A 23,665-nucleotide genomic window follows, 5' to 3' on the forward strand; every position below is an offset into this window, starting at 1 on the left:
CCCCGCCTCGTCGGGCGGGGGCCGGGCCTCGTCAGAAGTCCGCCGTCACCTTGACGGACAACGAGCGGCCGGGGCGCTGGACGCCGAAGAAGTCATACGTCTTGGCGTTCGTGAGGTTGAGCACCTCCAGCGTCCCACCCAGCGAGGGCGAGCCCTGCCGGACATAGGAGAGCGCCACGGAGTGGGTGAGCTGCGCGTCGACCTGCTGCTTGTACTCGCGCAGGCCCTGGCTCTCCCAGCCCCGGTAGAAGCCGTGCACGTAGCGTGAGGTGAAGCCCAGGGAGGCGGAGTCGGTGGGCAGGAGGAGCGCGCGCCGCTGGAGCCGGGCGGAGACGTTCGCGAAGAGCCAGGGGCGGTTCGGGATGCGGTCGCCGTCGAAGGCCGAGAAGGCACCCTGCCCGCCCGCGTTGCGGAAGTCCTGCCACGTCCCGTTGGCGTCCAGCGCCAGCCAATCCCCGGGCACCGTCCACCCCACGGACGCCTCGACGCCCAGCGAGCGCGCCGCGTACACGTTCTGGTAGCTCAGCGTGGTGTCGTTGCCGAGCAACACGATGAGCTGGTCCGCCAGCCGCGCGAAGCCGCCCACGCTCCCGCGGAAGCTCCCGATGCCGGTGCGCCAGTCGTCGGCGGAGAACTCCAGGTTGGCGTTGTGGCTCAGCTCGGGGCGGAGGGACAGGTTCGAGAGGATGAGCACCCCGTCGCCGAACAGCTCGTCCGGCCCCGGCAGGCGCGTGGTGTACTCGTAGGAGAGCTTGGCCAGGATGCCGCGCGGCAGGAACACCCGCAGGCTGTCCCCCACGCCCACGCGCTCGCTGGACTGGTCCTGCTGGCGGAAGACGTTGCCGGGCAGCACCTCCTCCGACCTGGAGCGCATGACGTAGCCCTTCACGAAGAGCACGTTCTCCATCCGCCCGCTCATCAGCTTCAGCTCGTGCTCGAGCCCGCCCACCAGCGTGAGCAGGTCCCGTTGCGCGCTGAGCGGGTCGCGCTCCTCCGAGCCCTGCTTGAGCCGGTCCTCGCCCTCGCGCGTCACGAAGGTGGGCGCCAGCGTGAGGCGCACCTGTTGGTCCGGGGAGAGCGCGTAGCCGGCATGCACGCGCGCCAGCACGCTGTGCTGCCAGAGCACCTGGTCCGCCGGCGTCGCGCCCAGCTCACCCGGCTGGCGGCGCTCCACGCCCCGGTTGCCGTACCAGTCGTAGACGTACATCGCCAGGTCGCGGAAGTCCGTGTCGCGGCGGCTGTAGCCCCCCAGGGCCTCCAGGCGGAGCCTGCCGTCGAGCAGCCCCTGGTGCGCCCACGTCGCGAGCGCGCCGTAGCCCGACTCGGCGGAGCGCGCCTCGCCGTACGGCACGGTCATCACGACGTTGTTCTGGAGCTCCTTGCGCGAGCGCGTGCCGAAGACGCGCAGCGAGAGCCGGTCGGCGAAGGGCTTGTCGACCACGCCGACCTCCAGCCCGGCCCCGCCCGCGGTGAAGCCGTCATGGAAGCGCGGCACACGCGCCGCCTGGAGCCGGCCCCGCTCGTCGGGGACCTCCACGTCCACCTTGTAGTCGTTGCGCGCCAGGTCCCCGAAGACATGGCCCTTCACGAAGAGGCCACGCTCGCCCAGCCGATACTGTCCCGCCGCGGAGCCCCGGTACGTGCCGAAGGAGCCGGCCTGCAGCGAGAGCGAGGCGCCACTGGGCTCGTCGCCATCCGCGGAGACGAGGTTGACCGCGCCGCCCAGCGCGTCCGCGCCGAAGCGGACGGGCACCACGCCCCGGTAGACCTCCACGCGCTGGAGCAGGTTGACCGGCACGTTGGCCAGCCCCAGCCCGAAGCCCGCGAGGTCCAGCGGCACGCCATCCAGGAAGAAGCGGACCTGCTCGCCGGAGAAGCCGTTGAGCGAGAAGCGGCTGGCGGACCCCAGGCCTCCGGTCCGCTGGACGCTGACGCCGCTGTTGCGGCTGAGCACCTCGCCCAGGTCCGCGGTCTGCTGGCGCGCCTCCTCCAGCTCCACCACGTGGACCGCCTCCGACGACAAGGCGCGCTCCTCCGCCTTGCGGAGCTTGCGGCCCTCCACCTCGATGGTGGACTCCAGCGTGAGCGTCTGCGCCAACGTGGCATCCACCTGGGTGCGCTCGCCGGCGGACACCTGGACGCGCCAGGCCTGTGGCTCACAGCCGGGGACCAGGGCGTGCAGTTCGTAGGTGCCCGGCGCGAGCCCCGACACCGAGAAGCGCCGCTGCCCGTCGAGTCGCGGCGTCTGCGTGGCGCCGTCGGGCGACAACAGCAGGACCTCCGCCTGGGACAGGTCTCCGCCCTCGCAGGCGGACACGCGCCCGGCGATCTCCCCCACCGTCGGACGAGGCTCCGCGGCGGGCGTGGCGGGAGGCGCGGAGGACGGCGCGGACTCCTGCGCCACCGCGGGCGCCGCCAGGGACAGGGCCATGAGGCCCACGGCCTTCCAGCCCGGGCTCGCACACGAGCCACCGCTTCGGCGGGAGAGGAGCCCCTTGGCCCGGGCCAGGCTTTCGACGAACAGACGCATGATGACTTGCACGAATCGAGGACTCACCGGCTCTCGTGTGCCGCGACCTGCAGCGGCACCTCGGAGTCCCGGGGGTCTCTCGGGGAGATACGCCCGATGACCCAGGCGGAGACGAGGAACATCGCGCCCAGCAGCGCGAGCCCCACGTCCGCGCAGAAGACATAGGGCGAGCCCACCGGGTCGAACACGCGGCGCGCGTGGCGCCAGGCGTCCAACCAGGGGAGCACCACGAAGATGGCGCCCGACAGCCCGAGCAGTTGCTGGGCGCAGGCCTTGGCGCGGGGATAGACGAGCGCGCCCAGCACGCAGGCGCACCAGCTCGCGTAGAAGACGCCGTGCTCCCAGTCGGGCCGGCGAGGCAGGGCCTCCGGCAGCAGTTGGTTGGCCAGGAACGCGGCCGCGAGCGCGAAGGCCGCGCCACCGCAGCCGCCGGCCGTGAAGCGCGCGAGCGCCACGTCCACCCGGCGCATGCTGCGCGAGCGGCGCTCCAGCCACACCAGGTTGCCCGTCACGACACACAGCGCGCTGAAGATGCCCAGCAGCGCGTAGGCGAGCCGCACGCCCATGCCCGCGTAGAGCCCGGAGTGCAGCACGTACGCGGCCTCGAGCAGCTTCGCCGTGGCGGCGGGGCCTCCGGCCTCGCGGACGTGGCGCACCTCGCCGGACTGCGACACGCGCACGGCGGTGAACTCGTGGAGCCCCGCGCGCGCGTAGCCACGGACGTCGACGTACGCGGAGGCATCCCCCAGGTTGCGCAGGGAGAAGCGGTAGTGCCGCACGCCCGGGAGCGCCTCGCGGGCCCGCGCCAGCACCGTGGCGACCCGGGGCGCCTCGGCCGGCTGCTTCGACGGCTTGTCCCCCCGGGGATAGCCGAGCGTCGCGAGCCCCGCCTCGAGGTTCCCGTCGAACGCGGTGCGCACCATCACCGGCTGGAGCACCGCGGCGTTGATGCAGATGATGGCCGCCGTCCAGGCCATGACGGCCTGGTAGGGCAACCCCACGCTGCCGAGCACCTTGTGCAGGTCGCCCCACATCGTGCGCAGCGCCTCGCGCGGGCGGAAGCGCACCAGGTCCTTGCGGAAGCGCCCCACCTGGATGACGAGCCCCGTGCCCACCACCAGCAGCAGCACGATGGCCACCAGGCCGGCCACGAACATCCCGCCGGGAAGCGGGTAGAGGAAGTGCACCAGGAACAGGAAGTAGCTCAGGTCGCTCTGCTCCGGCGCCTGCTCCCCCGTGCCGGGCTCCAACCACACGGCGGTCTTCGCCCCGCCCTCCTTCCACTCGAGCCGGAGCCAGGGGGAGTACGGCGCGGGCAGGTCCACGTCGAGCTGGGTCGGCAGGTCCTTGCCCGCGCGCGCGTCCAGCCAGCCCTGCAGCGTCTCCAGCGCCTTCGCCTCGTCGATGACGGCGCTCGCGCCCGTGCGCAGGCGGGGCTCCTGCCAGGGCATCAGCTCGTGCCGGAACAGCGAGACCACCCCGAGCAGGAACATGCCCACCAGCAGCACGGAGGCCACGGCCCCCGCCCACGCGTGGGCCTCCCAGAGGATGCGGTAGGTCCCGGACTTGAGCCTCATGTGAACGCTCTCCAGAGGACGACCAGCGCCGCCGTGCTCGCCAGGGCGATACCGCCCCAGGCGCGGGCCGTCGACCGGGCCAGGAGCACCGCACAGGGAGCCGCTGCCATCAGCGGGATGACGACGATGCAGGCGGCCAGGTAGCGCACGTCGGACGAGGCCGGCACCACCGCGGGGAGCGCGAGCGACACCAGGAGCGCGGCCAGGGGCGCCCCCAGCACGGCGGCCAGCAACCGGCTGACGCCCGGGCGGTGGCGCGCGGCGGCGCTCATGACACCCGCTCCAGCACGCCGAGCACCAGGCCCACCGGCGCCAGGAGCGCCATGGCCCAGACGGGCCTGCGCACCAGCGGCGAGACGAGCGCCAGCACCGTCCCCGCCGCCATGACGTACATCAGCGCCGACGCCAGGGCCGCCCCCGGATGGACGGCCCCCACCAGCGACACCCCCAAGCCCCCGAGGAGGAGCACCAGCCCCCCGCCCCGCAGCCCGGCGAAGGCACGCGCGGGCCCCGGCCTCCGCTCCGCGTGGCGGGACCACCACGCGCCGTAGAGACCCACCACTCCGAGCCAGAGCAGCGAGGGGGCCAGGACATCCATCGAGGAGACCTCATGCGCTCCGACGGCGCGAGGTGCCAGGCACCCCGCGCCACCAGGCGCTCAGCGGATGCGGGAGACGTCGAGGACGAAGCCCGGGAAGGACACGGTGGGCTTCGGCGCCCCGGTGGACAGGTCCATCAGGGTGGAGGTGGAGTAGTCGGACGAGCTCTGGCTCACGAAGAAGTTGGAGCCGGACGTGAGCGTGAAGCTGCTGTACGCGCCCGGGTCGCCCTGCACGCGCGTGGCGGCGGTGGTCAGCGACGCGAAGGGCACCTTCCACCAGCTCCAGCCCTTGCTGTACCACTCGCTGTAGGTGGTGCCCGGCGCCGTCGGGGTGATGGTCTTGTCCGCGACCTGGAGCCACGCGGTGCCGTCCTCCGACACGGTGATGACGAAGCCGACGTGCTTGTCGTCGAGCGCCTTCGACACGGTGCCCACGAAGTCCGAATCGAACGCCTTCTTGCCCGAGGAGATGCGCAGGAAGCAGTCCTGCTGACCGGCCTCGTGGGTGCCCTTGACCGCGTAGCCCAGGCCGTTGATGACGCCGCTGAAGAAGTAGAGCGTGTCGCCCTGGCGGAGCGTCTTCGTCAGGTCGCGGCAGCGGTCGTCCTGGGTCCAGGTCAGCGCGTCCGTGGCGGTGTCGATGCGCACGAGCACCGTCCCGGGCAGGACCGCGTCATACGTCGTGGAGGACCAGCCCACGGAGAAGAACGCCTCGCCGTCGCGGCTGGCCCACTGGCTCATGCCCGTGACGTAGCCCTGCTTGACCAGCTCCGCCGGCAGCGGCAGCGTCTTCTCGATGACCATCTCCTGGGGGTTCCAGACGATGATCTGCGCCTGCGCGGTGTCCTTGTAATAGGCCTTCGTGGCGCTCACGAAGAGCACCGCCTGCGCGCCCAGCGACCGCACGCCCTGGGCCTGGAACGACACGCTCGCCCCCGCCACCAGCGCGCCGTCCTTCACCTCGTAGCGAGTGATGGTGGGCGACTCACCGGAGCCGATGGCGAAGAACCCCACGCCCTGCGCCGCGTAGAGCCGGGGACGCCCCGGCAGCTCCAGCGACTTCGCGTAGTCCAGCGTCCGGGCCTCCCCCAGCGAATCCACCAGGGTGAAGTAGTTCATCCGGCTGCCGTTCGTCTCCACGGCGGAGTGCACCATGAACAGCTCGCCCTCCCCGTTCCCGTCCGGACCACCACCCGGCGGGGTCGGCTCGTCGTCCCCGCAGGACGCCAGGACCAGGGCCGCGCTGGCGGCCACCAGGCCCCGCGCGATGCTGCTCATGCCGAATCTCACTCCACGTCGCATTACTCGCTCCTCGAGCCGGGCTCGCATCGGGCGTCGTCCGCCAACCATCCACCGGTCGGCTCGCCCTCTGAAATTGACATTCACTCTCAAAATCAGAGATGGCGAATGGAGTAGCCCGCCCCCGCTTCCCCTGTCAAGCAACGCACCCGGAACGTTGGGGGCTCGACCCGACCTCCGGAGAATCCCGCCTGGGTTTGCTGGAGATCCACCGGCTGGGACGCGCGCCGCCCGGGAGCGTCCGCTCCACCCGTGCGACGCAGAGCCAACCCACCAGTATGGCTCCGCGCGACCCAGGCCCCTTGGGAGGTCCTTGCCCGTCGACACGTCCGGCGCCGGGTGCCCCCCAGGGCGCTCCCTCGGCGCTACATCGCCTACTGCCTGGAGGGGCTGCGGGTGCTGGATGTCTCCATCCCACCCCGCCCGCGGGAGCTCGCCTGCTTCAACACCTTCCGCGAGTCCGACCCGGGCCGGACGCCCCACCTGCTCGAGGGCGCCATCGGCGTCCGCGTCCCGGGAGACGGCCACGTCTACGTCGTGGACACCTCCCGGGGCCTGCTCGTCCTCGACGAGCTGTGACGGGACGGCCCGGCGCGGCCCTCAGCCGAGGGTCGTCGACAGGTGCAGCGGGCCGGCGGGGACACCGACGTCTCGGCCAGCGGGGTCGTCCGACGGCGTCTGCCAGGCGTTGGCCTCCGTCACGGTGTGGCCGTTGGCCTCGTTGCGGATGGACATGCGGCCCTGGTGTCCCGCGGGGCTGATCTGGCTGGTGTCGTAGCCGCTCCAGCCCGTGGCGCCGTTCGCGAACGTCGCCTCGCCCCAGGTCTGACCGTAGTTCGCGCCGGCCTTCGACGAGCCATCCTTCGACACGCACCACGCCACGCTGGTGTTGCTGTCGAACGCCACCATCTGCGACTGCCCGGGCTGGAGGGTGAACGTCTTGGGCTTGCTCTTGTCGAAGTGCTGCCCGTCGTTCGGGTTCCCGTTCTCCCCCGTCTTGTTCCAGAGCGTGATGGTCTGCGGCTCGTTCGTCGTGTTCTTGAAGGTGTTCGTGAACTTGAACTGCCCCTTCTGCCCGGGGTCGATGAGCTGCATGTTGCTGTTGTAGGGCGCGCCGACGTTGTTGCGGGCGAGCCATGGCTGGCTCGGGTCCACCTTCTCCGTGGAGCCCGCGGAGTGAGCGCCGAAGCCCGGCCCCGCGTCGCTGGACGACTTCGACGACACCGGAGCACTCGACGCGCTGGCGAGGCTCGGAGCGGAAGGGGCGTTGGCGAGGGCCGGGGCGGAGGGAGCGTTGGCGGCGCGAGCGACTCCGGACGGAGCCGCCGGGGAAGCGGCTTCGGTTCCGCCCGTGTTCCCGAGGAGCCCCTGCGGCTGCATCCCCAGGGACTGCATGAGCTGCATGACCTCGCCCAGCACCTGCGACATCTGCTCCAGCGTCTTCTCGATTCCGCCAGCCCCAGTGCCCAGTTTCTTCGAGGCCGGCTCGAAGGAGTCGGTCATCAACTGCTGGCGCACGTCGTTCACGGGACTCCGTGGCGCGACGGCCTTCGCGCACCCCGCACGCGAGGCGGGCTGCTCGGCGCCCACGAGGCTCGGACGCGGCGAGGAGAAGGACGGGCGGCTGAGGGAGGAGATGGACATGGCAGACCCGGAGGGTTCGAGGAGGGACGGAGGCGCCGTGAAGTCCGGGCCCCGCTGCACCACATGCCCCACCACAAAGCAGGGCTCGTGCCACCGCGCCCTCGCGGGTAGCAGCGGCGTCACCGCCGGGAAATCAGCCACTTGGAGCAAGGGCGAGCACCCTTCCGAGCCAAGCCCCGATGACGGCACTCCTGCCCTGATGTCTCCAGTCATCAGGGCGGAGGCCGCCGCCGCGCTCACGCCTCACGGTCGCATTCGTGACACGATGGCGCGCCAGGACGCCAACGGGGGCAAATGGAATGAGCGCGCAATACGACGACATCGGGGAGAAGGTCGCGGACTGGGACGTGCTGCCGGTGCGTTCGGAGTTCATCGAGGGGCACACCTTCTTCAAGGCGCTCGGGTCCGTACGGGAGCAGGACGTCCTCGACGTGGCGTGTGGCGACGGGCTCTACACGCGACAGTTGAAGCTGCGCGGCGCCAGGAGGGTGGTCGGCGTGGACATCTCGGAGGAGATGATTCGCGGCGCGCGGCGGCAGGAGGCGGAGCATCCGCTGGGCATCGAGTACCACGTGTCGGACGCGGCGGCGCTGGCACCCCTGGGCGACTTCGACTGTGTGACGGCCATCTATCTGCTGCACTACGCGGAGTCCCCCGAGCACCTGCGGCGCATGTGCCGGAACATCCACGACCACCTGCGGCCCGGGGGGCGCTTCGTCACCTACGCCTTCAACCCGGAGTTCAGCGCGAAGGGCCCCAACAGCACGAAGTACGGCATCACGATGCTGGACTACCCCGCGGCGCCCCGTGAGGGACAGGCCATCTCCGCGGTGCTGCACACGAAGAGTCCCTTCACCATCCACTTCTCCCACTGGAGCCAGGCGACCTATGAGCAAGCCCTGCGAGAGGCGGGCTTCAAGACGCTCACATGGTCGCGCCCGGAAGCCTCGCCCGAGGGCCTGCTCGCTCGGGGGCAGGCCTTCTGGCAGGACTACCTGGACAACCCCCACGCGGTCGCGCTGCGCTGTGAGCGGTGAGTCCACCCACGTCGCCTCACGCTCCGGCATGAGACGACGCGGGCGAGGTGCCCTTCGTCAGCGGGCGGTTCCGGTCGACACGGACAGCTCGGACCCCAGGTCGCCCGTGTCGATACACTGCTGGCGGCAGCTCGCCTCACAGGCCTGGAACGCCGTCGAGTGGGTGTACCCGCCGGCCGCGCACGAGTCCGGCCAGGTGTATGCGTAGCGGGCTCCGCCCACGCCACACTCGAACCAGGCGCTCACGCAGGAGGACTGATGAACCTCCCCGGCACTCTCGGAGCCGGTGTCCTGCGGCGGCCCGCCACACCCCACCAACGACAGCAACACGACAACGAGACCGCGCGCGACCTTCCCCAGTTGCATGAACGCCTCCAGGGCCGACCGACGAAGGAGTCGCCGGAAACATGCCCGGCGCGACTATTCTACGAAACGCAGGCTTATCGCCATCGCATTGCAACTCTCATCATGAAACCCGGAGGTTCGATACAGCCACCGTGAGACATCACCCGCTTCTTCGGGTCACCGGAACGCGGCGACGTTGCGACCGACCCACGCGGAGAACGGGTTCGCGGGTCGTCCCAAGACCCGCTCCACGTCCGGGCTGATGCGCCGCTCGTCGTCCGTTGGCGTTCCCAGGATGTCGAGCGTTCCCTCGGCGACCGGCTCGGGCATGAACCGCCGCATCATGGCGAGCGCCTCCTCACGGCTCCACTCCATGAAGCGCAGCGGCGCCCCCAACGCCTCGGAGATGACGGCGGCCTGCTGACGCGGAGAGATGGCCACCGGGCCGGTGAGTTCGTACACCTTGCCGGCGTGACCCTCCTCGAGGAGCACGCGGGCCGCGACGGCCGCGATGTCCGCCGGGTCCACGACGGGCAGCGCCACGTCGGCGAAGGGCGCGGCGATACCGCGCTCGGTGCGAACCGAGCCCACCCAGGCCAGGGCGTTCGACGCGAAACCTCCAGGTCGCAGGAACGTGCACCGGAGTGACGAAGCCCTGAAGACCGCCTCGAGGTCGCGAAGAGGCGCGTGAGAAGGGGCCGAAGGTCGCGTGCCGACGGCCAGGGACGACAGCACCACCAACCGCGTCACTCCCGCCGCCTCGAACACCGTCCGCAGGGCGCGTGCGTCCAGCCCCATGCCCCCGCCGGGAACGAGCAGGAAGACCCCCGCGGCGCCTCGGAGATGCGGCACGAGCGTCTCGGGAGCCGACACGTCTCCCTGGACCGGACGAACCTTCGACGAAGTCACCGGCGCCCCCGGATGGCGCGACACCGCGACCACCTCCTCCCCTGCCTCCGCCAGCAGTTGGACCAGCTCACGTCCCACGTTGCCCGTCGCACCAATCACCACGATCATCCGACCGCTCCTCGGAAAGGGTTCGCGCTATCGATAGCGACCGGTAGGACGAAGAGACAGTGGACAACGAAGGGGCGATGGACTTTCCAGTAACCCTCCGGTTACCGACATGGCACTCAAGGTCAGGAAGAATCCAGCGACACCTCCCGTCGACATCGACCGACGGCGACGCGGCAAGGGCGAGGCGGCGGCGGAGGAGTGCCCGCTCAACCGCTCGATGGCGCTGCTCAGCGGAGCCTGGGCCACCCACGTCATCTACTACCTGAGCGCGCGCACCCGGCGCTTCGGTGAGCTGCGCATCGACATCCCCAGCGTCTCCGCGCGAGTGCTCAGTCAACGGCTCAGGGAGCTCGAGGCCCGGGGCGTCGTCGCCCGCACCCTCACGTCCACCGCGCCCCCCTCGGTCGAGTACGGCCTCACCGACCTCGGCCGAGAGCTGCTTCCCATCGTCCAGGCCATCGCGGAGGTCGGCCGGCGACTCGACAGCCGCCCGGTCGCGCAACGAAGAGGGCGCGGCGGCGTCCGCACGGGAAACACCCGCGCCGGATGAGGGCTCACGGGCCCTCGCCCCACCCACGCCTCCGACCTCACGCCACGCGCTGCAACCGCCGCTTGTACTTCTCTCCCCAGTCGCGCAGCCCCAGGAGCACTGGCTCGAGTGAGCGGCCGAAGGCGGTGAGCTCGTACTCCACGCGCGGAGGCACCTCCGGGTAGACGGTGCGCTTCACCAGCCCGTCCTCCTCCAGCTCGCGCAGTTGCAACGTGAGCATGCGCTGGCTGCAGTTGGGCAGGCGCTTGCGCAGCTCTCCGAAGCGGTGCGTGCCCTTGAGCAACCAGTACAGCACCACGCCCTTCCAGCGCCCGCCGATGACTCCGAGGGACGCCTCCACGGCGCAGTTGGACTTCGAATCGTCGTCGCGCTTTCGGGTCATGGTTCCCTTTTTGTGCGTACTGGCCAAACTTGTGCGTACTTGCGGAGAAATACCCAGAAACGTACGTCTGCGCCATGAAGACATGGGAACTGCAGGCGAAGCCGGGGTTGGATTCCCTCACGCGGGCCGAGCGTCCCTCGCCCGTCGTGGGCGCGGGTGACGTGAAGGTGCGGGTGCGCGCGGTGTCGTTGAACTACCGCGACCTCCTCGTCGCGAAGGGCGCGGAGAAGAGCGGCGGAGCGCCGCGCGTGCCCACCTCGGACGGCGCGGGAGAGGTCATCGAGGTGGGGCCGGGCGTCACCCGCTGGAAGGTGGGCGACCGGGTGATGGCCAACTTCCTCCCGCACTGGGTCGATGGGGAGCTGAGTGACTCGCACCAGGCCAGTGTGCTGGGCAGCTTCGGGGCCGATGGCATGCTGCGCGAGGAGGTCGTGCTGCCGGAGCATAGCTGGGTCCGGATTCCCGCCGGGTACTCGTTCGAGGAGGCGGCCACGCTCCCTTGCGCCGGGCTCACGGCCTGGCAGGCGCTGTTCGAGGTCACCTCCCTCAGGCCGGGAGAGACGGTGCTCCTGCAGGGCTCGGGCGGCGTCTCGGTCTTCGCGCTCCAGCTCGCGAAGGCGATCAACGCGCGGGTGTTGATGACGTCGAGCAGCGCGGAGAAGGCGAAGCGGCTGCGGGAGATGGGTGCGCAGGAGGTCATCGACTACCGCGCGGAGCCGGCGTGGGGGAAGCGCGCCAAGGAACTCACCGGAGGTCGCGGCGTGGACCTCGTGGTGGAGGTCGGGGGGCAGGCCACCTTCGACCAGTCCTCCACGGCGCTGCGCTTCGGCGGCGCGATGAGCCTCCTCGGCGTGCTCACCGGCGGACGCGGCGAGGTGAGCTTGAGCACGGTCCTCCACCGCCGGCAAACCGTGCATGGCGTCTACGTGGGCTCGGTCTCGATGTTCGAGCGCTTCGTCCGCGCGATCGAAGCCACCGGCATCCGTCCCGTCATCGACCGAGTGTTCGACTTCGAGGACGCCCGCGCCGCCTATGCGCACCTCGAGAGCGCGCAACACCTGGGCAAGGTCGTCGTGAAGCTCCCGACGCCGTAGGTCGACCTGTCACGGCCCGAAGGGACTCCATCATGAACATCCTGATCGTCTACGCCCACCCCGAGCCTCGCTCTCTCAACGGCTCACTGAAGGACCTGGCGGTGCGACACCTGACCGCCCAAGGGCATCGAGTCCAGGTGTCGGACCTGTACGCCATGGACTGGAAGGCCGTGGCAGACGGTGACGACTTCCAAGGCCACGACTCCCGGGAGCGGCTGTTCTACGCCCGGGCCTCGAAGACCGCCTTCTCCTCCGACACCCAGCGCGCCGACATCGCCGTCGAACAGGAGAAGCTGCGCTGGGCCCAGGCCCTCGTCTTCCAATTCCCCCTGTGGTGGTTCTCCATGCCCGCCATCCTCAAGGGCTGGGTCGAGCGCGTCTTCGCCTACGGCTTCGCCTATGGCGTGGGCGTGCACGAGGGAGAGCGCTGGGGGGACCGCTATGGAGAAGGCACGCTGACGGGCCGCCGCGCCATGCTGTCCGTCACCATGGGCGGGCGGGCGCCGCACTACTCCGAGCGCGGCGTCAACGGCGCGCTCGACGACCTCCTGTTCCCCATCCACCATGGGGTGCTCTTCTATCCTGGGATGGAGGTGCTCCCGCCCTTCGCCGTCTTCCATTCGGACCGGCTCGACGCCGAGCAATGGCCCGCCATCGCGGCGGCCTTCACCGCCCGACTCGATGGATTGTTCACCGACGCCCCCATCCCGTTCCGCAGGCAGAACGGCGGGCACTACGACGGCCAGCAGATGCTCAAGGCCGGGCTCGGCCAAGGGGCGGCGGGCACTCGGCTCCACCTCCTGCAGCCCGGTGAGCCGGAGCAACACCCCCTCCCGGACGTGGCGCCCATGACGGCGTCGCGCTGAAGGCCGGAGCGGGTCAGCGCAGCCACGCGAAGGCCTGTTCGAGCCGGGCCACCGCATCCTCAAGATAGCAGCGCCCGTGCGCGACGAGCACCCGCCGCGGGCGCCACCCGAGCAACCGCTGGCAGCACTCACGCGCCAGGGCGGTCCGCCCCCAGGTGGTGAGCCGAACCTCGCGCGGGGTCTGCCCCGGCCAGAGCGTGTCCCCGAGCGCCAGCATCCACCGGAAGCGCGGGTGGACCCGCTCGCGCTCGAGCGTCATCACCAGGTCCGCCACGATCAACGTCGCCGAGGCCTGGTGGAAGAACACGACCTCCTCCACGTAGCGGCTCCCCCGGAAGATGAGCTGCCCCAGCTCCTGACGCCAGACCGTGGGCGACTCCTCGCCGAGGTCCTCGTCGAACGGGACGTCGAGCTCCTGCGAGCGCGCCCGCTCCCTCACCCCGGGCGAGGCCCAGGCGGTGGCCCGCGGGTAGCGGGCCTTCCAGGCGGGGATGGACGCGTAATGGAACCGGTTGGGTGAGACGAGGTGCTCGACAGGTCCGAGCGCGTCGAGCTGGGAGAACAGCTCGGGAGTGGGCGCCGTCGGAGACCAGAGCCACAACCCACCCGAGCGCAACCGGACGACGACCATGCGCGTGGGAAATGGCAGGGTGACCGGCCCGAAGCGCATCTTCGCGACAGGCCCGTCCACCCACCAGATGTCTTCGGCGAGGGGCTTGAGCGTCGAGAGCGGTGCGTAGGGCAGGATGCCGTCAGACCACTCGGCGGAAGCAGGCAGGTGCTGGTCGGTTCCCGCGGTCATCCACCCGCCATCCCAACCGCGCCCGCCCCGCCATGGGGAACGCGCCCCACCTCCGCGACGCCCCAGTGATTGAAGAATGGCCGGGGCCCCGTCACGGGACGACGTAGAGCCCCACGACGTTCGGGTCCAGGGTGGCGCTGGACAGCCGCAGCCCCCTGGCGCCACTGACGCTGGCGGCGTCACTCACGCCCAGGTCCGCGAGGGAGAACGACACGGCGGCCAGCTTCGATGGCACCGTGCCCGGAGGGTTGCCCGTGAGGCTCGCCACGCCGCTCGTATACGAGAGCGTCGCCAGGGCCGTGGAGGCGCTCCCCGCGGCGGAGGGCGTGAAGTCGCTCGCGAGCAGGGACAGCGAATACGTCCCCACCGGCTGATTCGCGGCGTCGACCAGCGTGACGGTGACGTCGTCGCCCGTCGTCGTGGCGGTCGTCGTGCTGTCGACGATGAAGAAGCGCGTCTTCGCGCTGAAGCTCGTGCCGAACTGGAAGGTGCCCGTCCCCATGTTGTTCGCGCCATCGTGGGCCCCCAGGCCCGTGGCGGCGCCATTGGCGTGCGCGGGCACCGTCCCCACCGAGCTGGGAAGGTTGGTGCCGGTGATGCCGCTGGCCGTCGCGCCCACCAACTGGGTGAAGGTGCCTTCCGCCGTGGTGAGCGACGCCAGGGATGCCAGCCCCGTGAGGCGGACTGGAGTCCCCGCCGTCACCGCCCCGGTGAACGTCGCGCCCGTGACGGGCTGGCGCGTGGGAACCGCGGCCGGGGGCTCCGCGAGCGCGGTGACCTCGAAGGCGATGCGGTGGAGGTTCACCGCATCCGTCGCGCTGATGCCCAGCTCCGCCGCCGCGCTCCCCGCCCCCGTCGCCAGGGTCCTGGGGTCGACCTGCGTCAGCCGGGCAAAGAGCACCGTCGCGGAAAGGTAGCTCCCATACCGGCTCGAGTGGCGGCTGTCCTGCGCGCTCCACAGGTCGAACATGCCCGGGGTGATGCCATCCGCGGGGTTCGGGTCCGCCAGCCCCTGGTCGACCGCGCGCAGGAACCCCTCTCCCACGCGGGCGACGCCTGCGAAGCCCAGCTCCCGGGACGCCTTGAAGTAGGCATCGCGGAGGTCGACCTGCATGGCCTGGAGGCCCGCGACGCCGCTGGGATAGCCCTGAGTCCCCACGGAGGCCGGCGAGGCCCAGGTCTCGTACAGGAACAGGTTCGCGGCGGGGTTCTTGGCGAGCACCAGCGCGCGCAGGCTCCGCGCCGCATCCATGAACCCCGTGGGCGAGCCTCCACGCGCGACGGGCAGCGGCATCAGGCTCTGCTCCTGGAACACCACCGTGTTCCACTTCGCCTGCCCGATGATGGCCGCACGGTTGGCGGCGTGCCATGCCAGGCTCTGTCCACTGGCGGCCTCGACGCTGACGTCGAACGACAACCCTGCCTGCACGGTCAGCTTCTTGAAGATGCCAGGGATTCCCCCCATGCCCGTGCCGTTCGTGTCGGTCACCGCGGCCTTGTTGTAGGAATACGCCGGCTCCTCGTTGCCGTGGGTGAAGCTGTTGCCCACGAAGAGGATGCTCCCGCCCGTCACCGCCACGGAGGCGCCCTCCGCCCCCTCGCCGTCCTCTTCCGGCTCGAAGGCTGGAATGGCGGCGCAGCCGACGCCGACGACGAACACCCAGAACGCCATCAGCCCGGCGTGCTTCCGGGTGACGGGACACGACCGCGCGGCGAATGACGAACGATGCATGGCGCCTCCTGGCGATGACGCATGCGGCGCCCGTCAGGATATCGCCAGGGGACACGCACCTCCAGGACGTGCGACCTCCGGCGCCGCCGCGGCCCTGCCTGCCCCCTCAGCGAACGACCTCCCGGGCGAGGAGGGCACACAACAGCCCCGCGACGTCCTTCATGAAGGCGTAGTCCAGCGTGTCCGGCGTGTCGCTCGACCGGTGGTAGTGCGGGTTGCGGAAGTTCGCGGTGTCGGTCCACATCACCGCCGGCCGCCCCGCGTCCCAGTACGGGGAATGGTCGCTGCGCGCCAGGTCGGGGAGGACACGATAGAGGGGGCCCCAGGTCTTCAGGGTCATCACCCGGAGCTCCGGAGAGGCCTGCGTCCGGATGACCCGGTCGACGACATGGTTGGAGCACCCCTTGGCGATGACCCCGATGTAGTCGGGGACCGTCAGCCCTTCCGGCACCCACGGCAAGGGCACGGATTGCCGCGCGCCCGCGCCAGCGCGGAACCCCACCATCTCGAGCACGTGCGTCACCCCCACCTGACAGGGCAACCCGGAGAGCCCCCGGGTGACGAAGTCACGACTGCCCAGCAGGCCGTCCTCCTCCGCGTTGAACGCGATGAAGCCAATGGGCGGCGCGACCGAGGACCTCGCGAGCACCCGCGCGCACTCGAGCATCACCGCCACCCCGCTCGCGTTGTCGTCCGCCCCCGGGCAGTCCGGCACGCTGTCGTAGTGAGCCGCCACGAACGTCACGGGCGTCCGCGCATCCAGGCTCCGCGGGAGCGCCACGACGTTCTGGTAGGGCCCCTGCAACCGCACGGACAGGCCCAGACCCGCGAACTCGGCGCGCAACGCCTCTCGCACCCACGCATTGCCCCGGGCGTTCGCGACGAAGTGCCGAGGCACCGCGAGATGCTCCACCCACGCGCGCAGACGCGCCTCGCACGGCGCTGCGCCTCCCCAGGAATCCTGGGCGCCCACCGCTGCCACTCGCTCTCGTATCCACATGATTGACTTACACCGTAAGCTTATGGCGTAAGTCCGTCAAGCCGCCCCCATGAAATCGACGACCCGACGCCCGCCTCTCTCGAGGGAACGCATCCTCCGCGCCGCGCTCGACATCGTCGACGAGGAGGGGCTCGAGGCCATCTCCATGCGCCGGCTGGGGCAGGCGCTGGGCGTGGAGGCGATGTCGCTCTACAACCACGTCCCCAACAAGGCGGCGATCCTCGACGGGGTCTTCGAGGCCGTGCTCGCGGAGCTGCCTGCCGCGAAGCCGGAGGCGTCATGGCAGGCGTTCGTGCGCGCCCGCTCGCGGGCCTTGAGGAGCGTGCTGCGCGCGCACCCGGACACGCTGCCGCTGTTCGCGACACGCCCCGCGGTCACCCCCGCGTCCATCCACCACGTCGAGACCGTGCTCGAGGCCCTGCGCGGCGCCGGGTTCGAGGTCGACGAGGCGCTCAGCGCCCTGCAGGTGATGATGGCCTTCGTCGTCGGTCACACGGTCGCCACCCACGCTCCGACACGACCCGACGAGGAGTCCCATCCAGCCTACCTCCAGCTCAGCGAGGAGGCCTTCCCGCGCGTGCGCGAGCTCGCGCGCGTGCTGGAGCGCCACGACGTCGAGGCGGAGTTCGAGTTCGGTCTGGAGGCCATGGTGTCCGGACTCGAGGCCCACCGGAAGCGGCGCCCGCCGGCGCGAAGGTAGGCCCGCATCCCGGGTCCGGAAGCGCCGTCCGGAATGCCACAACGCCAGACATGGGCGGACCACGGCCCAATCGTTTTCCAAGAACATGCACCCGGATGGACAGGCCTGGGCAGGCCATGGGTGCGAGGCAATGGTCGATGCGCGGCACATCACCGCACGCGATGACCTGCGCGGTACATGAGGGGTTTCACTCAGCGCGACGAGTCGCTATAGGTTAGGCCGCGTGCGCGGCATGTCACCGCGGGACGCGCCGTCGGAGTGGGCTCGAAAGAGATGTCGATGTCACCCCCTCGCATCGCGTTCGCCATCGAGACGACACTCGGCAACGCCGTCTTCCTCCAGAATCTCAAGCGCGCGATGGCTCGCCGCACCGACGTCACGCCGGTGTGGTTGCCCATCGACGAGCACGCGGACGACATGTGGGAGCACCTCCCCCTGGTCCGCTCGCGGCTGTCCATCCGGGGAGGACTGCGGGCGCGTTCGGCGTTGCAGCAGGCCATCGCCACGGAGCCGCTCCGGGCGGCCGTGGTCCATACCCAGCGGATGGCGCACCTGGCGCATGACTTCATGAGCCGGGTGCCGAGCGTGATTTCGACGGACGCGACGCCCAGCGGCCTGGAGGACTACCTCCGGTACTACGGGCTGCCCTCGCAGCACGCAGGTTGGATGGGGCGGGCGAAGAACGCGTTGCACCGCCGCACCTACTCCGTGGCGCGCGGGATGTTGTCCTTTTCGGAGTTCACCAAGCGCTCCCTGGTGAGTGAATACGGCGTCCCCGACACGCGGGTCCATGTCGTCTGGCCCAGCGTCGACACCGAGTTGTGGCATCCGAAGCCGGAGCGCAAACCCGGCGACGGCCAGGTGCGGCTGCTCTTCGTCGGCGGCGACCTGGGGAGGAAGGGCGGCCGGCTCCTGCTGCGCTGGGCCCGCGAGACGCGGGTGCGTGGCTGGCGATTGGACATGGTGACGTCCTCGGCCTTCGAGGCGCCGCCCGGCGTTCACATCCACGTCGGGGTGAAGCCCAACTCCCCGGAGCTCATCGACCTCGCCCAGGCGGCGGACCTGTTCGTGCTCCCGACCATGGCGGACATGTCGTCCTGGGCCATCGCGGAGGCCAAGGCCGCGGGGCTGGCCGTGGTGACGACGCCCACCGGAGGCGTGGGGGAGCTGGTCCGGGACGGCGTGGACGGGCGGCTCGTCCCGGTGGGGGACTACGCGGCGCTCTCCAGCGCGCTCGACGCCCTGGTCTCGAACCGGGACACCCTCCACGCCATGGGGCGCGAGTCCCGGCGCATGGCCGAGGAGAAGATGGACCTGCGCACGACGTGCGACCGGATGCTCACCTTCATCCGCTCCGTGACGGGCTGCTGACGCCCGGCTCCGGCGCTCAACGCCTGCGCTGGTAGCGAAGCCAGAGCAGGTCTCCCGCGCGCTTCTCGAAGGAGACCAGCTTGAGGTGCCGGGTGGGGCCCTTGCCCGGCTTCGCATCGAACAGCGACGGCGTTCCCGTGGAGCCGTCCGCGATGGGCGCCAGCAGCAGGCTCAGCTCGTCGATGAGGTCGGCGGCCAGGAAGGAGCCGTTGATGCCTCCGCCTCCTTCCAGCAGGAGCTTCCGGATGCCGAACGACTCGCGCAGCTTGCGGAGCACCTTCTCCAGGTCCACCTCCGCCTTGCCACCGAACACGTAGGAGATGCCCTTCGCCTGGAGGAAGGCCAGGTAGTCGTCGGAGACCTGCTCGGTGAGGACCGTGATGACGTGCTCCCCGTCGATGTCGCTCGCCTTCCAGGTGAGCTTGCCCGAGGGGTCGAGCGCGATGGCGTAGGAGTCCGCGTCGTGCGGGGCGATGAAGTCCTCGCGCGGAATCGGCCGCGCCGTCTTGCGCTTCGGAACCCGCGCCTTGCCGGCGTAGGGCTCCATCGAGACGCGGCCAATCATCCACGCGTCCGCGTCGTACGTCCGGGCCGTGCGCTCGTACTCGCCCAGGACCTTGGGAGGCAGCTTCCAGTGCCGGGTGACGATGCGCCCGTCGATGGACGGGACCATGTGGCAGACGACGTAGGGCCGCTTCGTTCGCTTCATCTCCCATTCCTCCCATCAGGACGGAGTCCCGCCATACCGGGCCCCCGCGCAAAGGTCACGAAGTCCCTGCGGTGGAGTCGGGGACGAGGTGTTGCAGCTCCAGCTCCTCCACGTCGAGCTCCTGTTCGATGCGCTGGAAGGCGGCATCGCCGATGGTGCCGCTGGACCTCAGCGCGAGCAGGCGCTTGCGCCCGGCGGAGGTGACGGTCCGGACGATGGCGCCATCGACCTCGCTCGCGTGACGCGCACCTGACGTGTCCGCCTTCGGCACCTGGCCCCCGCTGACCTCCTCCTCCTCCGCGCGCAGGAGCATCACCTCGTAGCGACGCCGCAGGAGCCACGTCATCTCCTCGGCGGGTTGCCCGGACGTCGCCTCCAGCGACGCGCGCAGCGTCTCCACGCGGGCGAGCCGCACCTCCCGCTCCACGGAGCCATCGTCCTCGAGCCGGAGCAACGCCAGGAGGGGCCGCAGGGTCACCCCCTGCACCACGAGCGTGCCGAGCACGACGGCGAACGCGGTGAACAGGGCCAGGTCGCGGTGGGGGAAGCCCGGGCCGTCCGGCCCCGCGGTCGGCAGCGCGAGCGCCGCGGCGAGCGTCACGATGCCCCGCATGCCGCACCACCCGACGATGATCGACGAGCGCTTCGACACCCCCACGGTGTCGCCATCCCGAGCCGCGCCCCGCGACCTGACGCGGCGGCCCCAGCGACGGAGCGCCGCGGTCCCCGTCACATAGAGCATGCGCACGACCATCGTGGTCAGGCAGACCCACGCCGCGATGCGGATGAAATCGAGCAGCGTGCGGGAGTCGATGCGGCCGAGGATGCCCTTGAGCTGGAAGCCCACCAGGATGAAGGCCAGCACGTTGAGCGTGAACACGGCGAAATCCCACACCGCGTAGGAAGGGAGGCGCACCCGCGCGGAGATGAGGCCTCCGGCCCGCCGCGCCGTCGCCATGGCGAAGACGACGACGGTCAGGATGCCGGAGAGGTGGAGCCGCTCCGCCAGCATCCAGACGGCGAACGTCCCGCCGAACTGGACGACGACGGCGGTGGCGACGTCCTGGATGCGCGCGTTCATCCGGATGACCACCCGGGACAGCACCAGCCCCAGCACCACGCTGCCCACCGTGACGACGAACAACACGGGGATGGCGCGCCCGGGCGACAGCGTCCCCGCGACCGCCGCCGCGGCGGCGAGGCGGTAGACCAGCAGCGCGCTCGCGTCGTTGAAGAGGCTCTCCCCCTGGAGGATGACCAGCAGCCGGTAGGGCGGCCTCAACTGCGAGAGCACCGCCGTCGCCGCCGCCGCATCCGGCGGAGCGACGATGGCACCGAGCGCGATGGCGGCGGCCCACGACATGTCCGGTACGAGCAGACGGAGCACGACCGCGACCGCGGCGATGGTGGCGACCACGGCGCCGATGGCGAGCCCCACGACGGAGCGCCAGTTCGCGCGCAGGTCGCGAGGGGACGCGTCGAACGCGGCGTCCAGGAGCACGGGGGCGACGAAGAGGGTGAGCGCGAGCTCCGGGTCCAACACGAGCGTCGGCGCGCGGGGGATGAGGGCCAGGCCCGCGCCCGCCAGCGCCACCAGCGCCGGGTAGGGCGTCTTGATGCGCCGGGACAGCGCGGCGAGCCCCGCGCCGGCGAGCAGCAGGGCGATGGTGATTTCGAAGACCAGCATGTCTCAGGACACCCGCCTCGCCGGCCACCGGCCTCCGTCGGCCCCCTCGTGACGCGCGCTCCGGCTGGACGCACGGCTCCGGTGACGCGGCGTGGCGCCCACCTCCCGGGCGCCCGCCCGCCTTCCCGCCCACAGGCTGTCGCCCCCCCCAGACGCGAGGCGGCGCGGACACCGTGCGCGAGCGAGCACCCGGACACCCTGGGAGGCCAGGCAGCAGGAGGTGGACGTCCCCCCCAGGCCCGCGCCCCCTCCCGTGATGACGCCCCCCTTCGCTCGAATGCCCGACATCGCGCCGTCCCTGGCCATGGGGCCCTCCCCTCTCCTGGAGAGGAGTAGGGCCTGTCCTCACGAATGACCACGCGACCGGGGTGGCCGGGAGCCCCGCCACGGCGGCGGCTGGGAGCTGCCCTCGGGTCCCGCATAATGTCCCGCTGGCTTCCCCCCACCCCACGAGGTCCCCGTGCTGACAGAGCAGGTTCGCCAGGCGCGCCAGAAGGTCGTCCTGGACCACTTCCGAGACGAGGTCCGGCAGGCCTGGGATGACGTCCTCTCGACCTTCCCCGAGCCCCATTACGAGCTGGTCCCCACCATGACGGTGCACGACGGCGACAGCGCCGTGCGCGCGTACTACCGGGAGACCCGCGTCGCCTTCCCCGACCAGCGCCACGAGCTCATCTCCCTGCGGCACAGCGACGACGCGGTCATCGTCGAGTTCTGGCTGCTGGGGACCCACCTCGGGCCACTGGGGAGGATTCCCCCCACGGGCAGCCGGTTCCGGGTGCGCATGTCCGCGTACTTCATCTTCGACGAAGCGGAGACCCTCGTCTGCGAGCGCGTCTACTTCGACACGCTCAGCATCCTGAAGCAGTTGCTCGGCGGCCTCGACATGAAGAACCCGAAGAACTGGCTGCTCGCCGTCCAGTGCTTCAAGGGCCTGCTGAGCATGTCCAGCGGACAGCCCGCGCGCGACCTGACCGAGACCACGCCGCCCACCCTCGTCGACTGACGAGGTGTACACGACAGGACTCCCCCACTCCGGTGCCCATGCACCCGGCCTGGCCCATTCATATACCTGGTATATGAATATGGTATACCGGGTACATCATGTCGGACCTCCGCGGCCGGCCCCGGGACCCCATCGAGTTCATCGAGACCTTCGGCGCGCTCTGGCGCTGTCTCATGTCCGTGTCCGACGACACCTACGCCGCCGAGAAGCTCTGGAGCGCCCAGGCCCACTTCCTGCGCCACCTGGGCCGCCAGCGCGGGATGTCGCAGGCGCAGCTCGCGCGGGCGACGGACATGGCGCCGACGTTGGCTGGACGACTCCTGCGGACCCTCATCCAGCGCAAGCTGGTGCGGCGCACGCGCAGCGAGGAGGACCGCCGCGAGTACGCGCTGGAGCTCACCCCGAGCGGACAGCGCATGCGCGAGCGCGTGGAGGAGGCGCGGGCCCGCTTCGCCGCGCGCGTGGTCCGCGTGCTCGACGAGCGCGACCTCCAGGACTTCGAGCGCATCGCGAAGAAGCTCTTCGACGCCTTCGGCGGAACGCCCCGCCCACCCACCAGGAGCCCTGACGAATGACCCGGAGAATCGCCATCAACGGCTTCGGCCGCATCGGCCGTTGCATCGTCCGCGCGATGTTCGAGCGTGGAGTCTCGGACATCGAGGTCGTCGCGTTGAACGACCTGACCAGCGCGGAGACGCTGGCCCATCTCTACAACTACGACACGGTCCATGGTCGCGCCGAGCACCGGGCGACGACGGTGGACGGCAACCTCGTCATCGCGGGCAGGACGCTCCGGGTGGTCGCGGAGAAGGACCCCGCCCGGCTGCCGTGGAGGGAGCTGGGCGTCGACGTCGTGCTCGAGTGCACCGGCCTCTTCACCGACAAGGACAAGGCCAGCGCGCACCTCGCCGCGGGGGCGAAGAAGGTCATCATCGGCGCGCCCGCGAAGGGACATGACGCGACCATCGTCCTGGGCGTGAACGCCCGGGACTACGACCCGGCCCGGCACACGGTCATCTCGTGTGGCTCCTGCACGACGAACTGCCTGGCGCCCGTCGCCAAGGTGCTCCTCGACGCCTTCGGCCTGGAGCGGGGCCTCATGACGACGACGCACTCGTACACGAACGACCAGGCGCTGCTCGACGTCCCCCACCGCAAGGGCGACCTGCGACGGGCCCGGGCCGCGGCGCAGAACATCGTCCCCACCTCGTCGGGGGCCGCCCGGGCGCTGAGCGAGGTCCTCCCCTCGCTCAAGGGGCGGTTCGACGGCCAGTCGCTGCGCGTGCCGACGATGGACGTGTCGCTCGTCGACCTCACCTTCGAGAGCACCCGGCCCGTCACCCAGCAGGCCATCCACGCGGCGATGAAGCAGGCGAGTGAGGGCGCCATGCGCGGAATCCTCGGGTACACGGAGGAGCCGCTCGTCTCCAGCGACTACCTGGGGGACCCGCGCTCCTCCATCTTCGACGCCACGCTCACCCAGGTCATGGGCGAGCGCTTCGCCAAGGTCTTCGCCTGGTACGACAACGAGTGGGGCTTCTCCAACCGGATGATCGAACTGGCGCAGCTCGTCGCCGCCGGGTGACGGCGAGTCCCCGCCAGCGGGTTGGAAACCCGCCGCCGCGACATGCTATTGCCAGACACATGTGCCAGCGATTACCCGTCATGGGCGGAGTGGCCACCAGGTCACTCCCCGGCCTGCGCCGCGCGCTCCTG

The 23,665-nt window shown here is 70.7% G+C and carries 23 protein-coding genes and 1 pseudogene; 10 read left to right on the forward strand and 14 right to left on the reverse strand.

The window, feature by feature from the left end:
• Nucleotides 1–31: 31 nt before the first annotated feature.
• From mxcH to LZ198_RS03410, 5 genes are read right to left on the reverse strand one after another with little or no spacing between them, the layout of a single operon-like run.
• Complete coding sequence (gene mxcH / locus LZ198_RS03390) at nt 32–2,530, reverse strand: TonB-dependent siderophore myxochelin receptor MxcH (protein ID WP_253970404.1); 2,499 nt, start codon at nt 2,528–2,530, stop codon at nt 32–34.
• Between the two features lie 23 nt (nt 2,531–2,553).
• On the reverse strand, nt 2,554–4,107 hold the full coding sequence (locus LZ198_RS03395; RefSeq protein ID WP_253970405.1) for a PepSY-associated TM helix domain-containing protein: 1,554 nt from the start codon (nt 4,105–4,107) through the stop codon (nt 2,554–2,556).
• Nucleotides 4,104–4,379, reverse strand: coding sequence for a hypothetical protein (locus tag LZ198_RS03400; RefSeq protein ID WP_253970406.1), 276 nt, complete (start codon nt 4,377–4,379; stop codon nt 4,104–4,106). The genes LZ198_RS03395 and LZ198_RS03400 overlap by 4 nt, the downstream gene beginning before the upstream one ends.
• The gene (locus LZ198_RS03405) at nt 4,376–4,705 is read right to left on the reverse strand and encodes a hypothetical protein (protein WP_253970407.1); all 330 of its coding nucleotides are present in this window, start codon (nt 4,703–4,705) and stop codon (nt 4,376–4,378) included. Before LZ198_RS03405 ends, LZ198_RS03400 begins: the two co-directional genes overlap by 4 nt.
• A 60-nt stretch (nt 4,706–4,765) precedes the next feature.
• A complete protein-coding gene (locus LZ198_RS03410) occupies nt 4,766–5,986 on the reverse strand; it encodes an MxcI (RefSeq protein WP_253970408.1) in 1,221 nt (406 codons plus the stop codon).
• 381 nt (nt 5,987–6,367) lie between these two features.
• Between LZ198_RS03410 and LZ198_RS03415 the strand changes: the two are divergent.
• A pseudogene (locus LZ198_RS03415) lies at nt 6,368–6,586 on the forward strand (LVIVD repeat-containing protein); the annotation flags it as partial.
• A 21-nt stretch (nt 6,587–6,607) separates the two neighbouring features.
• On the opposite strand, the gene LZ198_RS03420 reads toward LZ198_RS03415, so the two are convergent.
• Nucleotides 6,608–7,651: a hypothetical protein gene (locus LZ198_RS03420; protein ID WP_253970409.1), complete on the reverse strand. Its 1,044-nt coding sequence runs from the start codon at nt 7,649–7,651 to the stop codon at nt 6,608–6,610.
• 299 nt (nt 7,652–7,950) lie between these two features.
• Between LZ198_RS03420 and LZ198_RS03425 the strand changes: the two genes are divergently transcribed.
• Nucleotides 7,951–8,688, forward strand: coding sequence for a class I SAM-dependent methyltransferase (locus tag LZ198_RS03425; RefSeq protein WP_253970410.1), 738 nt, complete (start codon nt 7,951–7,953; stop codon nt 8,686–8,688).
• Nucleotides 8,689–8,745: 57 nt separating this feature from the next.
• On the opposite strand, the gene LZ198_RS03430 is transcribed toward LZ198_RS03425, so the two are convergent.
• Both LZ198_RS03430 and LZ198_RS03435 read right to left on the reverse strand, forming a co-directional pair.
• Nucleotides 8,746–9,054: a hypothetical protein gene (locus tag LZ198_RS03430; protein ID WP_253970411.1), complete on the reverse strand. Its 309-nt coding sequence runs from the start codon at nt 9,052–9,054 to the stop codon at nt 8,746–8,748.
• Between the two features lie 156 nt (nt 9,055–9,210).
• Nucleotides 9,211–10,050: an SDR family oxidoreductase gene (locus tag LZ198_RS03435; RefSeq protein ID WP_253970412.1), complete on the reverse strand. Its 840-nt coding sequence runs from the start codon at nt 10,048–10,050 to the stop codon at nt 9,211–9,213.
• 109 nt (nt 10,051–10,159) lie between these two features.
• On the opposite strand from LZ198_RS03435, the gene LZ198_RS03440 reads away from it, so the two are divergent.
• Nucleotides 10,160–10,600: a winged helix-turn-helix transcriptional regulator gene (locus LZ198_RS03440; RefSeq protein WP_253970413.1), complete on the forward strand. Its 441-nt coding sequence runs from the start codon at nt 10,160–10,162 to the stop codon at nt 10,598–10,600.
• Between the two features lie 37 nt (nt 10,601–10,637).
• Here LZ198_RS03440 and LZ198_RS03445 read toward each other — a convergent pair whose 3' ends face one another.
• Nucleotides 10,638–10,982, reverse strand: coding sequence for a winged helix-turn-helix transcriptional regulator (locus tag LZ198_RS03445; protein WP_253970414.1), 345 nt, complete (start codon nt 10,980–10,982; stop codon nt 10,638–10,640).
• Nucleotides 10,983–11,056: 74 nt separating this feature from the next.
• Here LZ198_RS03445 and LZ198_RS03450 point away from each other — a divergent pair, with 74 nt between their 5' ends.
• Together LZ198_RS03450 and LZ198_RS03455 are read left to right on the forward strand one after the other, a co-directional pair.
• On the forward strand, nt 11,057–12,076 hold the full coding sequence (locus LZ198_RS03450) for a zinc-dependent alcohol dehydrogenase family protein (protein WP_253970415.1): 1,020 nt from the start codon (nt 11,057–11,059) through the stop codon (nt 12,074–12,076).
• A gap of 32 nt (nt 12,077–12,108) precedes the next feature.
• Nucleotides 12,109–12,942, forward strand: coding sequence for an NAD(P)H-dependent oxidoreductase (locus tag LZ198_RS03455; RefSeq protein WP_253970416.1), 834 nt, complete (start codon nt 12,109–12,111; stop codon nt 12,940–12,942).
• Nucleotides 12,943–12,955: 13 nt separating this feature from the next.
• Here LZ198_RS03455 and LZ198_RS03460 read toward each other — a convergent pair whose 3' ends face one another.
• The 3 genes from LZ198_RS03460 to LZ198_RS03470 all read right to left on the reverse strand — a co-directional run bounded on the left by LZ198_RS03460 (nt 12,956) and on the right by LZ198_RS03470 (nt 16,374).
• Nucleotides 12,956–13,744 carry a DUF4336 domain-containing protein gene (locus LZ198_RS03460; RefSeq protein ID WP_253970417.1) on the reverse strand — a complete coding sequence of 263 codons (789 nt, stop codon included), beginning with the start codon at nt 13,742–13,744 and terminating at the stop codon, nt 12,956–12,958.
• Between the two features lie 91 nt (nt 13,745–13,835).
• On the reverse strand, nt 13,836–15,476 hold the full coding sequence (locus LZ198_RS03465; protein WP_253970418.1) for a cell division protein FtsK: 1,641 nt from the start codon (nt 15,474–15,476) through the stop codon (nt 13,836–13,838).
• A gap of 106 nt (nt 15,477–15,582) precedes the next feature.
• The gene (locus LZ198_RS03470; protein WP_253970419.1) at nt 15,583–16,374 is read right to left on the reverse strand and encodes a M20/M25/M40 family metallo-hydrolase; all 792 of its coding nucleotides are present in this window, start codon (nt 16,372–16,374) and stop codon (nt 15,583–15,585) included.
• 151 nt (nt 16,375–16,525) lie between these two features.
• On the opposite strand from LZ198_RS03470, the gene LZ198_RS03475 reads away from it, so the two are divergent.
• Together LZ198_RS03475 and LZ198_RS03480 are read left to right on the forward strand one after the other, a co-directional pair.
• Nucleotides 16,526–17,176, forward strand: a complete 651-nt coding sequence (locus LZ198_RS03475; protein WP_253970420.1) for a TetR/AcrR family transcriptional regulator C-terminal domain-containing protein — start codon at nt 16,526–16,528, stop codon at nt 17,174–17,176.
• 279 nt (nt 17,177–17,455) lie between these two features.
• Nucleotides 17,456–18,547: a glycosyltransferase family 4 protein gene (locus LZ198_RS03480; protein WP_253970421.1), complete on the forward strand. Its 1,092-nt coding sequence runs from the start codon at nt 17,456–17,458 to the stop codon at nt 18,545–18,547.
• A 16-nt stretch (nt 18,548–18,563) separates the two neighbouring features.
• Here LZ198_RS03480 and LZ198_RS03485 read toward each other — a convergent pair whose 3' ends face one another.
• Together LZ198_RS03485 and LZ198_RS03490 are read right to left on the reverse strand one after the other, a co-directional pair.
• A complete protein-coding gene (locus tag LZ198_RS03485; RefSeq protein ID WP_253970422.1) occupies nt 18,564–19,256 on the reverse strand; it encodes a RibD family protein in 693 nt (230 codons plus the stop codon).
• Between the two features lie 55 nt (nt 19,257–19,311).
• Nucleotides 19,312–20,943, reverse strand: a complete 1,632-nt coding sequence (locus tag LZ198_RS03490; RefSeq protein ID WP_253970423.1) for a Na+/H+ antiporter — start codon at nt 20,941–20,943, stop codon at nt 19,312–19,314.
• A 460-nt stretch (nt 20,944–21,403) separates the two neighbouring features.
• Between LZ198_RS03490 and LZ198_RS03495 the strand changes: the two genes are divergently transcribed.
• The 3 genes from LZ198_RS03495 (at nt 21,404) to gap (ending at nt 23,534) form a co-directional block, all read left to right on the forward strand.
• Nucleotides 21,404–21,949 (forward strand): ester cyclase, encoded by a 546-nt coding sequence (locus tag LZ198_RS03495; RefSeq protein ID WP_253970424.1) that lies wholly within the window; start codon nt 21,404–21,406, stop codon nt 21,947–21,949.
• Between the two features lie 98 nt (nt 21,950–22,047).
• Nucleotides 22,048–22,524, forward strand: a complete 477-nt coding sequence (locus LZ198_RS03500) for a MarR family winged helix-turn-helix transcriptional regulator (RefSeq protein WP_253970425.1) — start codon at nt 22,048–22,050, stop codon at nt 22,522–22,524.
• Nucleotides 22,521–23,534: a type I glyceraldehyde-3-phosphate dehydrogenase gene (gene gap, locus LZ198_RS03505; RefSeq protein WP_253970426.1), complete on the forward strand. Its 1,014-nt coding sequence runs from the start codon at nt 22,521–22,523 to the stop codon at nt 23,532–23,534. The genes LZ198_RS03500 and gap overlap by 4 nt, the downstream gene beginning before the upstream one ends.
• Nucleotides 23,535–23,665: the final 131 nt, after the last annotated feature.

This window comes from Myxococcus dinghuensis (assembly GCF_024198235.1).
GTDB classification, from domain to species: Bacteria; Myxococcota; Myxococcia; order Myxococcales; family Myxococcaceae; genus Myxococcus; species Myxococcus dinghuensis.

Excerpts from the sequence above, each read along its gene's own strand:
- gap (WP_253970426.1), top strand. The coding sequence starts at position 22,521 with ATGACCCGGAGAATCGCCATCAACGGCTTCGGCCGCATCGGCCGTTGC.
- LZ198_RS03400 (WP_253970406.1), bottom strand. The coding sequence starts at position 4,379 with ATGAGCGCCGCCGCGCGCCACCGCCCGGGCGTCAGCCGGTTGCTGGCC.
- LZ198_RS03465 (WP_253970418.1), bottom strand. The coding sequence starts at position 15,476 with ATGCATCGTTCGTCATTCGCCGCGCGGTCGTGTCCCGTCACCCGGAAG.
- LZ198_RS03395 (WP_253970405.1), bottom strand. The coding sequence starts at position 4,107 with ATGAGGCTCAAGTCCGGGACCTACCGCATCCTCTGGGAGGCCCACGCG.
- LZ198_RS03410 (WP_253970408.1), bottom strand. The coding sequence starts at position 5,986 with ATGAGCAGCATCGCGCGGGGCCTGGTGGCCGCCAGCGCGGCCCTGGTC.
- LZ198_RS03445 (WP_253970414.1), bottom strand. The coding sequence starts at position 10,982 with ATGACCCGAAAGCGCGACGACGATTCGAAGTCCAACTGCGCCGTGGAG.
- LZ198_RS03420 (WP_253970409.1), bottom strand. The coding sequence starts at position 7,651 with ATGTCCATCTCCTCCCTCAGCCGCCCGTCCTTCTCCTCGCCGCGTCCG.
- LZ198_RS03500 (WP_253970425.1), top strand. The coding sequence starts at position 22,048 with ATGTCGGACCTCCGCGGCCGGCCCCGGGACCCCATCGAGTTCATCGAG.
- LZ198_RS03405 (WP_253970407.1), bottom strand. The coding sequence starts at position 4,705 with ATGGATGTCCTGGCCCCCTCGCTGCTCTGGCTCGGAGTGGTGGGTCTC.
- LZ198_RS03450 (WP_253970415.1), top strand. The coding sequence starts at position 11,057 with ATGAAGACATGGGAACTGCAGGCGAAGCCGGGGTTGGATTCCCTCACG.
- LZ198_RS03455 (WP_253970416.1), top strand. The coding sequence starts at position 12,109 with ATGAACATCCTGATCGTCTACGCCCACCCCGAGCCTCGCTCTCTCAAC.
- LZ198_RS03480 (WP_253970421.1), top strand. The coding sequence starts at position 17,456 with ATGTCACCCCCTCGCATCGCGTTCGCCATCGAGACGACACTCGGCAAC.
- LZ198_RS03425 (WP_253970410.1), top strand. The coding sequence starts at position 7,951 with ATGAGCGCGCAATACGACGACATCGGGGAGAAGGTCGCGGACTGGGAC.
- LZ198_RS03475 (WP_253970420.1), top strand. The coding sequence starts at position 16,526 with ATGAAATCGACGACCCGACGCCCGCCTCTCTCGAGGGAACGCATCCTC.
- LZ198_RS03485 (WP_253970422.1), bottom strand. The coding sequence starts at position 19,256 with ATGAAGCGAACGAAGCGGCCCTACGTCGTCTGCCACATGGTCCCGTCC.
- LZ198_RS03460 (WP_253970417.1), bottom strand. The coding sequence starts at position 13,744 with ATGACCGCGGGAACCGACCAGCACCTGCCTGCTTCCGCCGAGTGGTCT.
- LZ198_RS03435 (WP_253970412.1), bottom strand. The coding sequence starts at position 10,050 with ATGATCGTGGTGATTGGTGCGACGGGCAACGTGGGACGTGAGCTGGTC.
- LZ198_RS03440 (WP_253970413.1), top strand. The coding sequence starts at position 10,160 with ATGGCACTCAAGGTCAGGAAGAATCCAGCGACACCTCCCGTCGACATC.
- mxcH (WP_253970404.1), bottom strand. The coding sequence starts at position 2,530 with ATGCGTCTGTTCGTCGAAAGCCTGGCCCGGGCCAAGGGGCTCCTCTCC.
- LZ198_RS03490 (WP_253970423.1), bottom strand. The coding sequence starts at position 20,943 with ATGCTGGTCTTCGAAATCACCATCGCCCTGCTGCTCGCCGGCGCGGGG.
- LZ198_RS03430 (WP_253970411.1), bottom strand. The coding sequence starts at position 9,054 with ATGCAACTGGGGAAGGTCGCGCGCGGTCTCGTTGTCGTGTTGCTGTCG.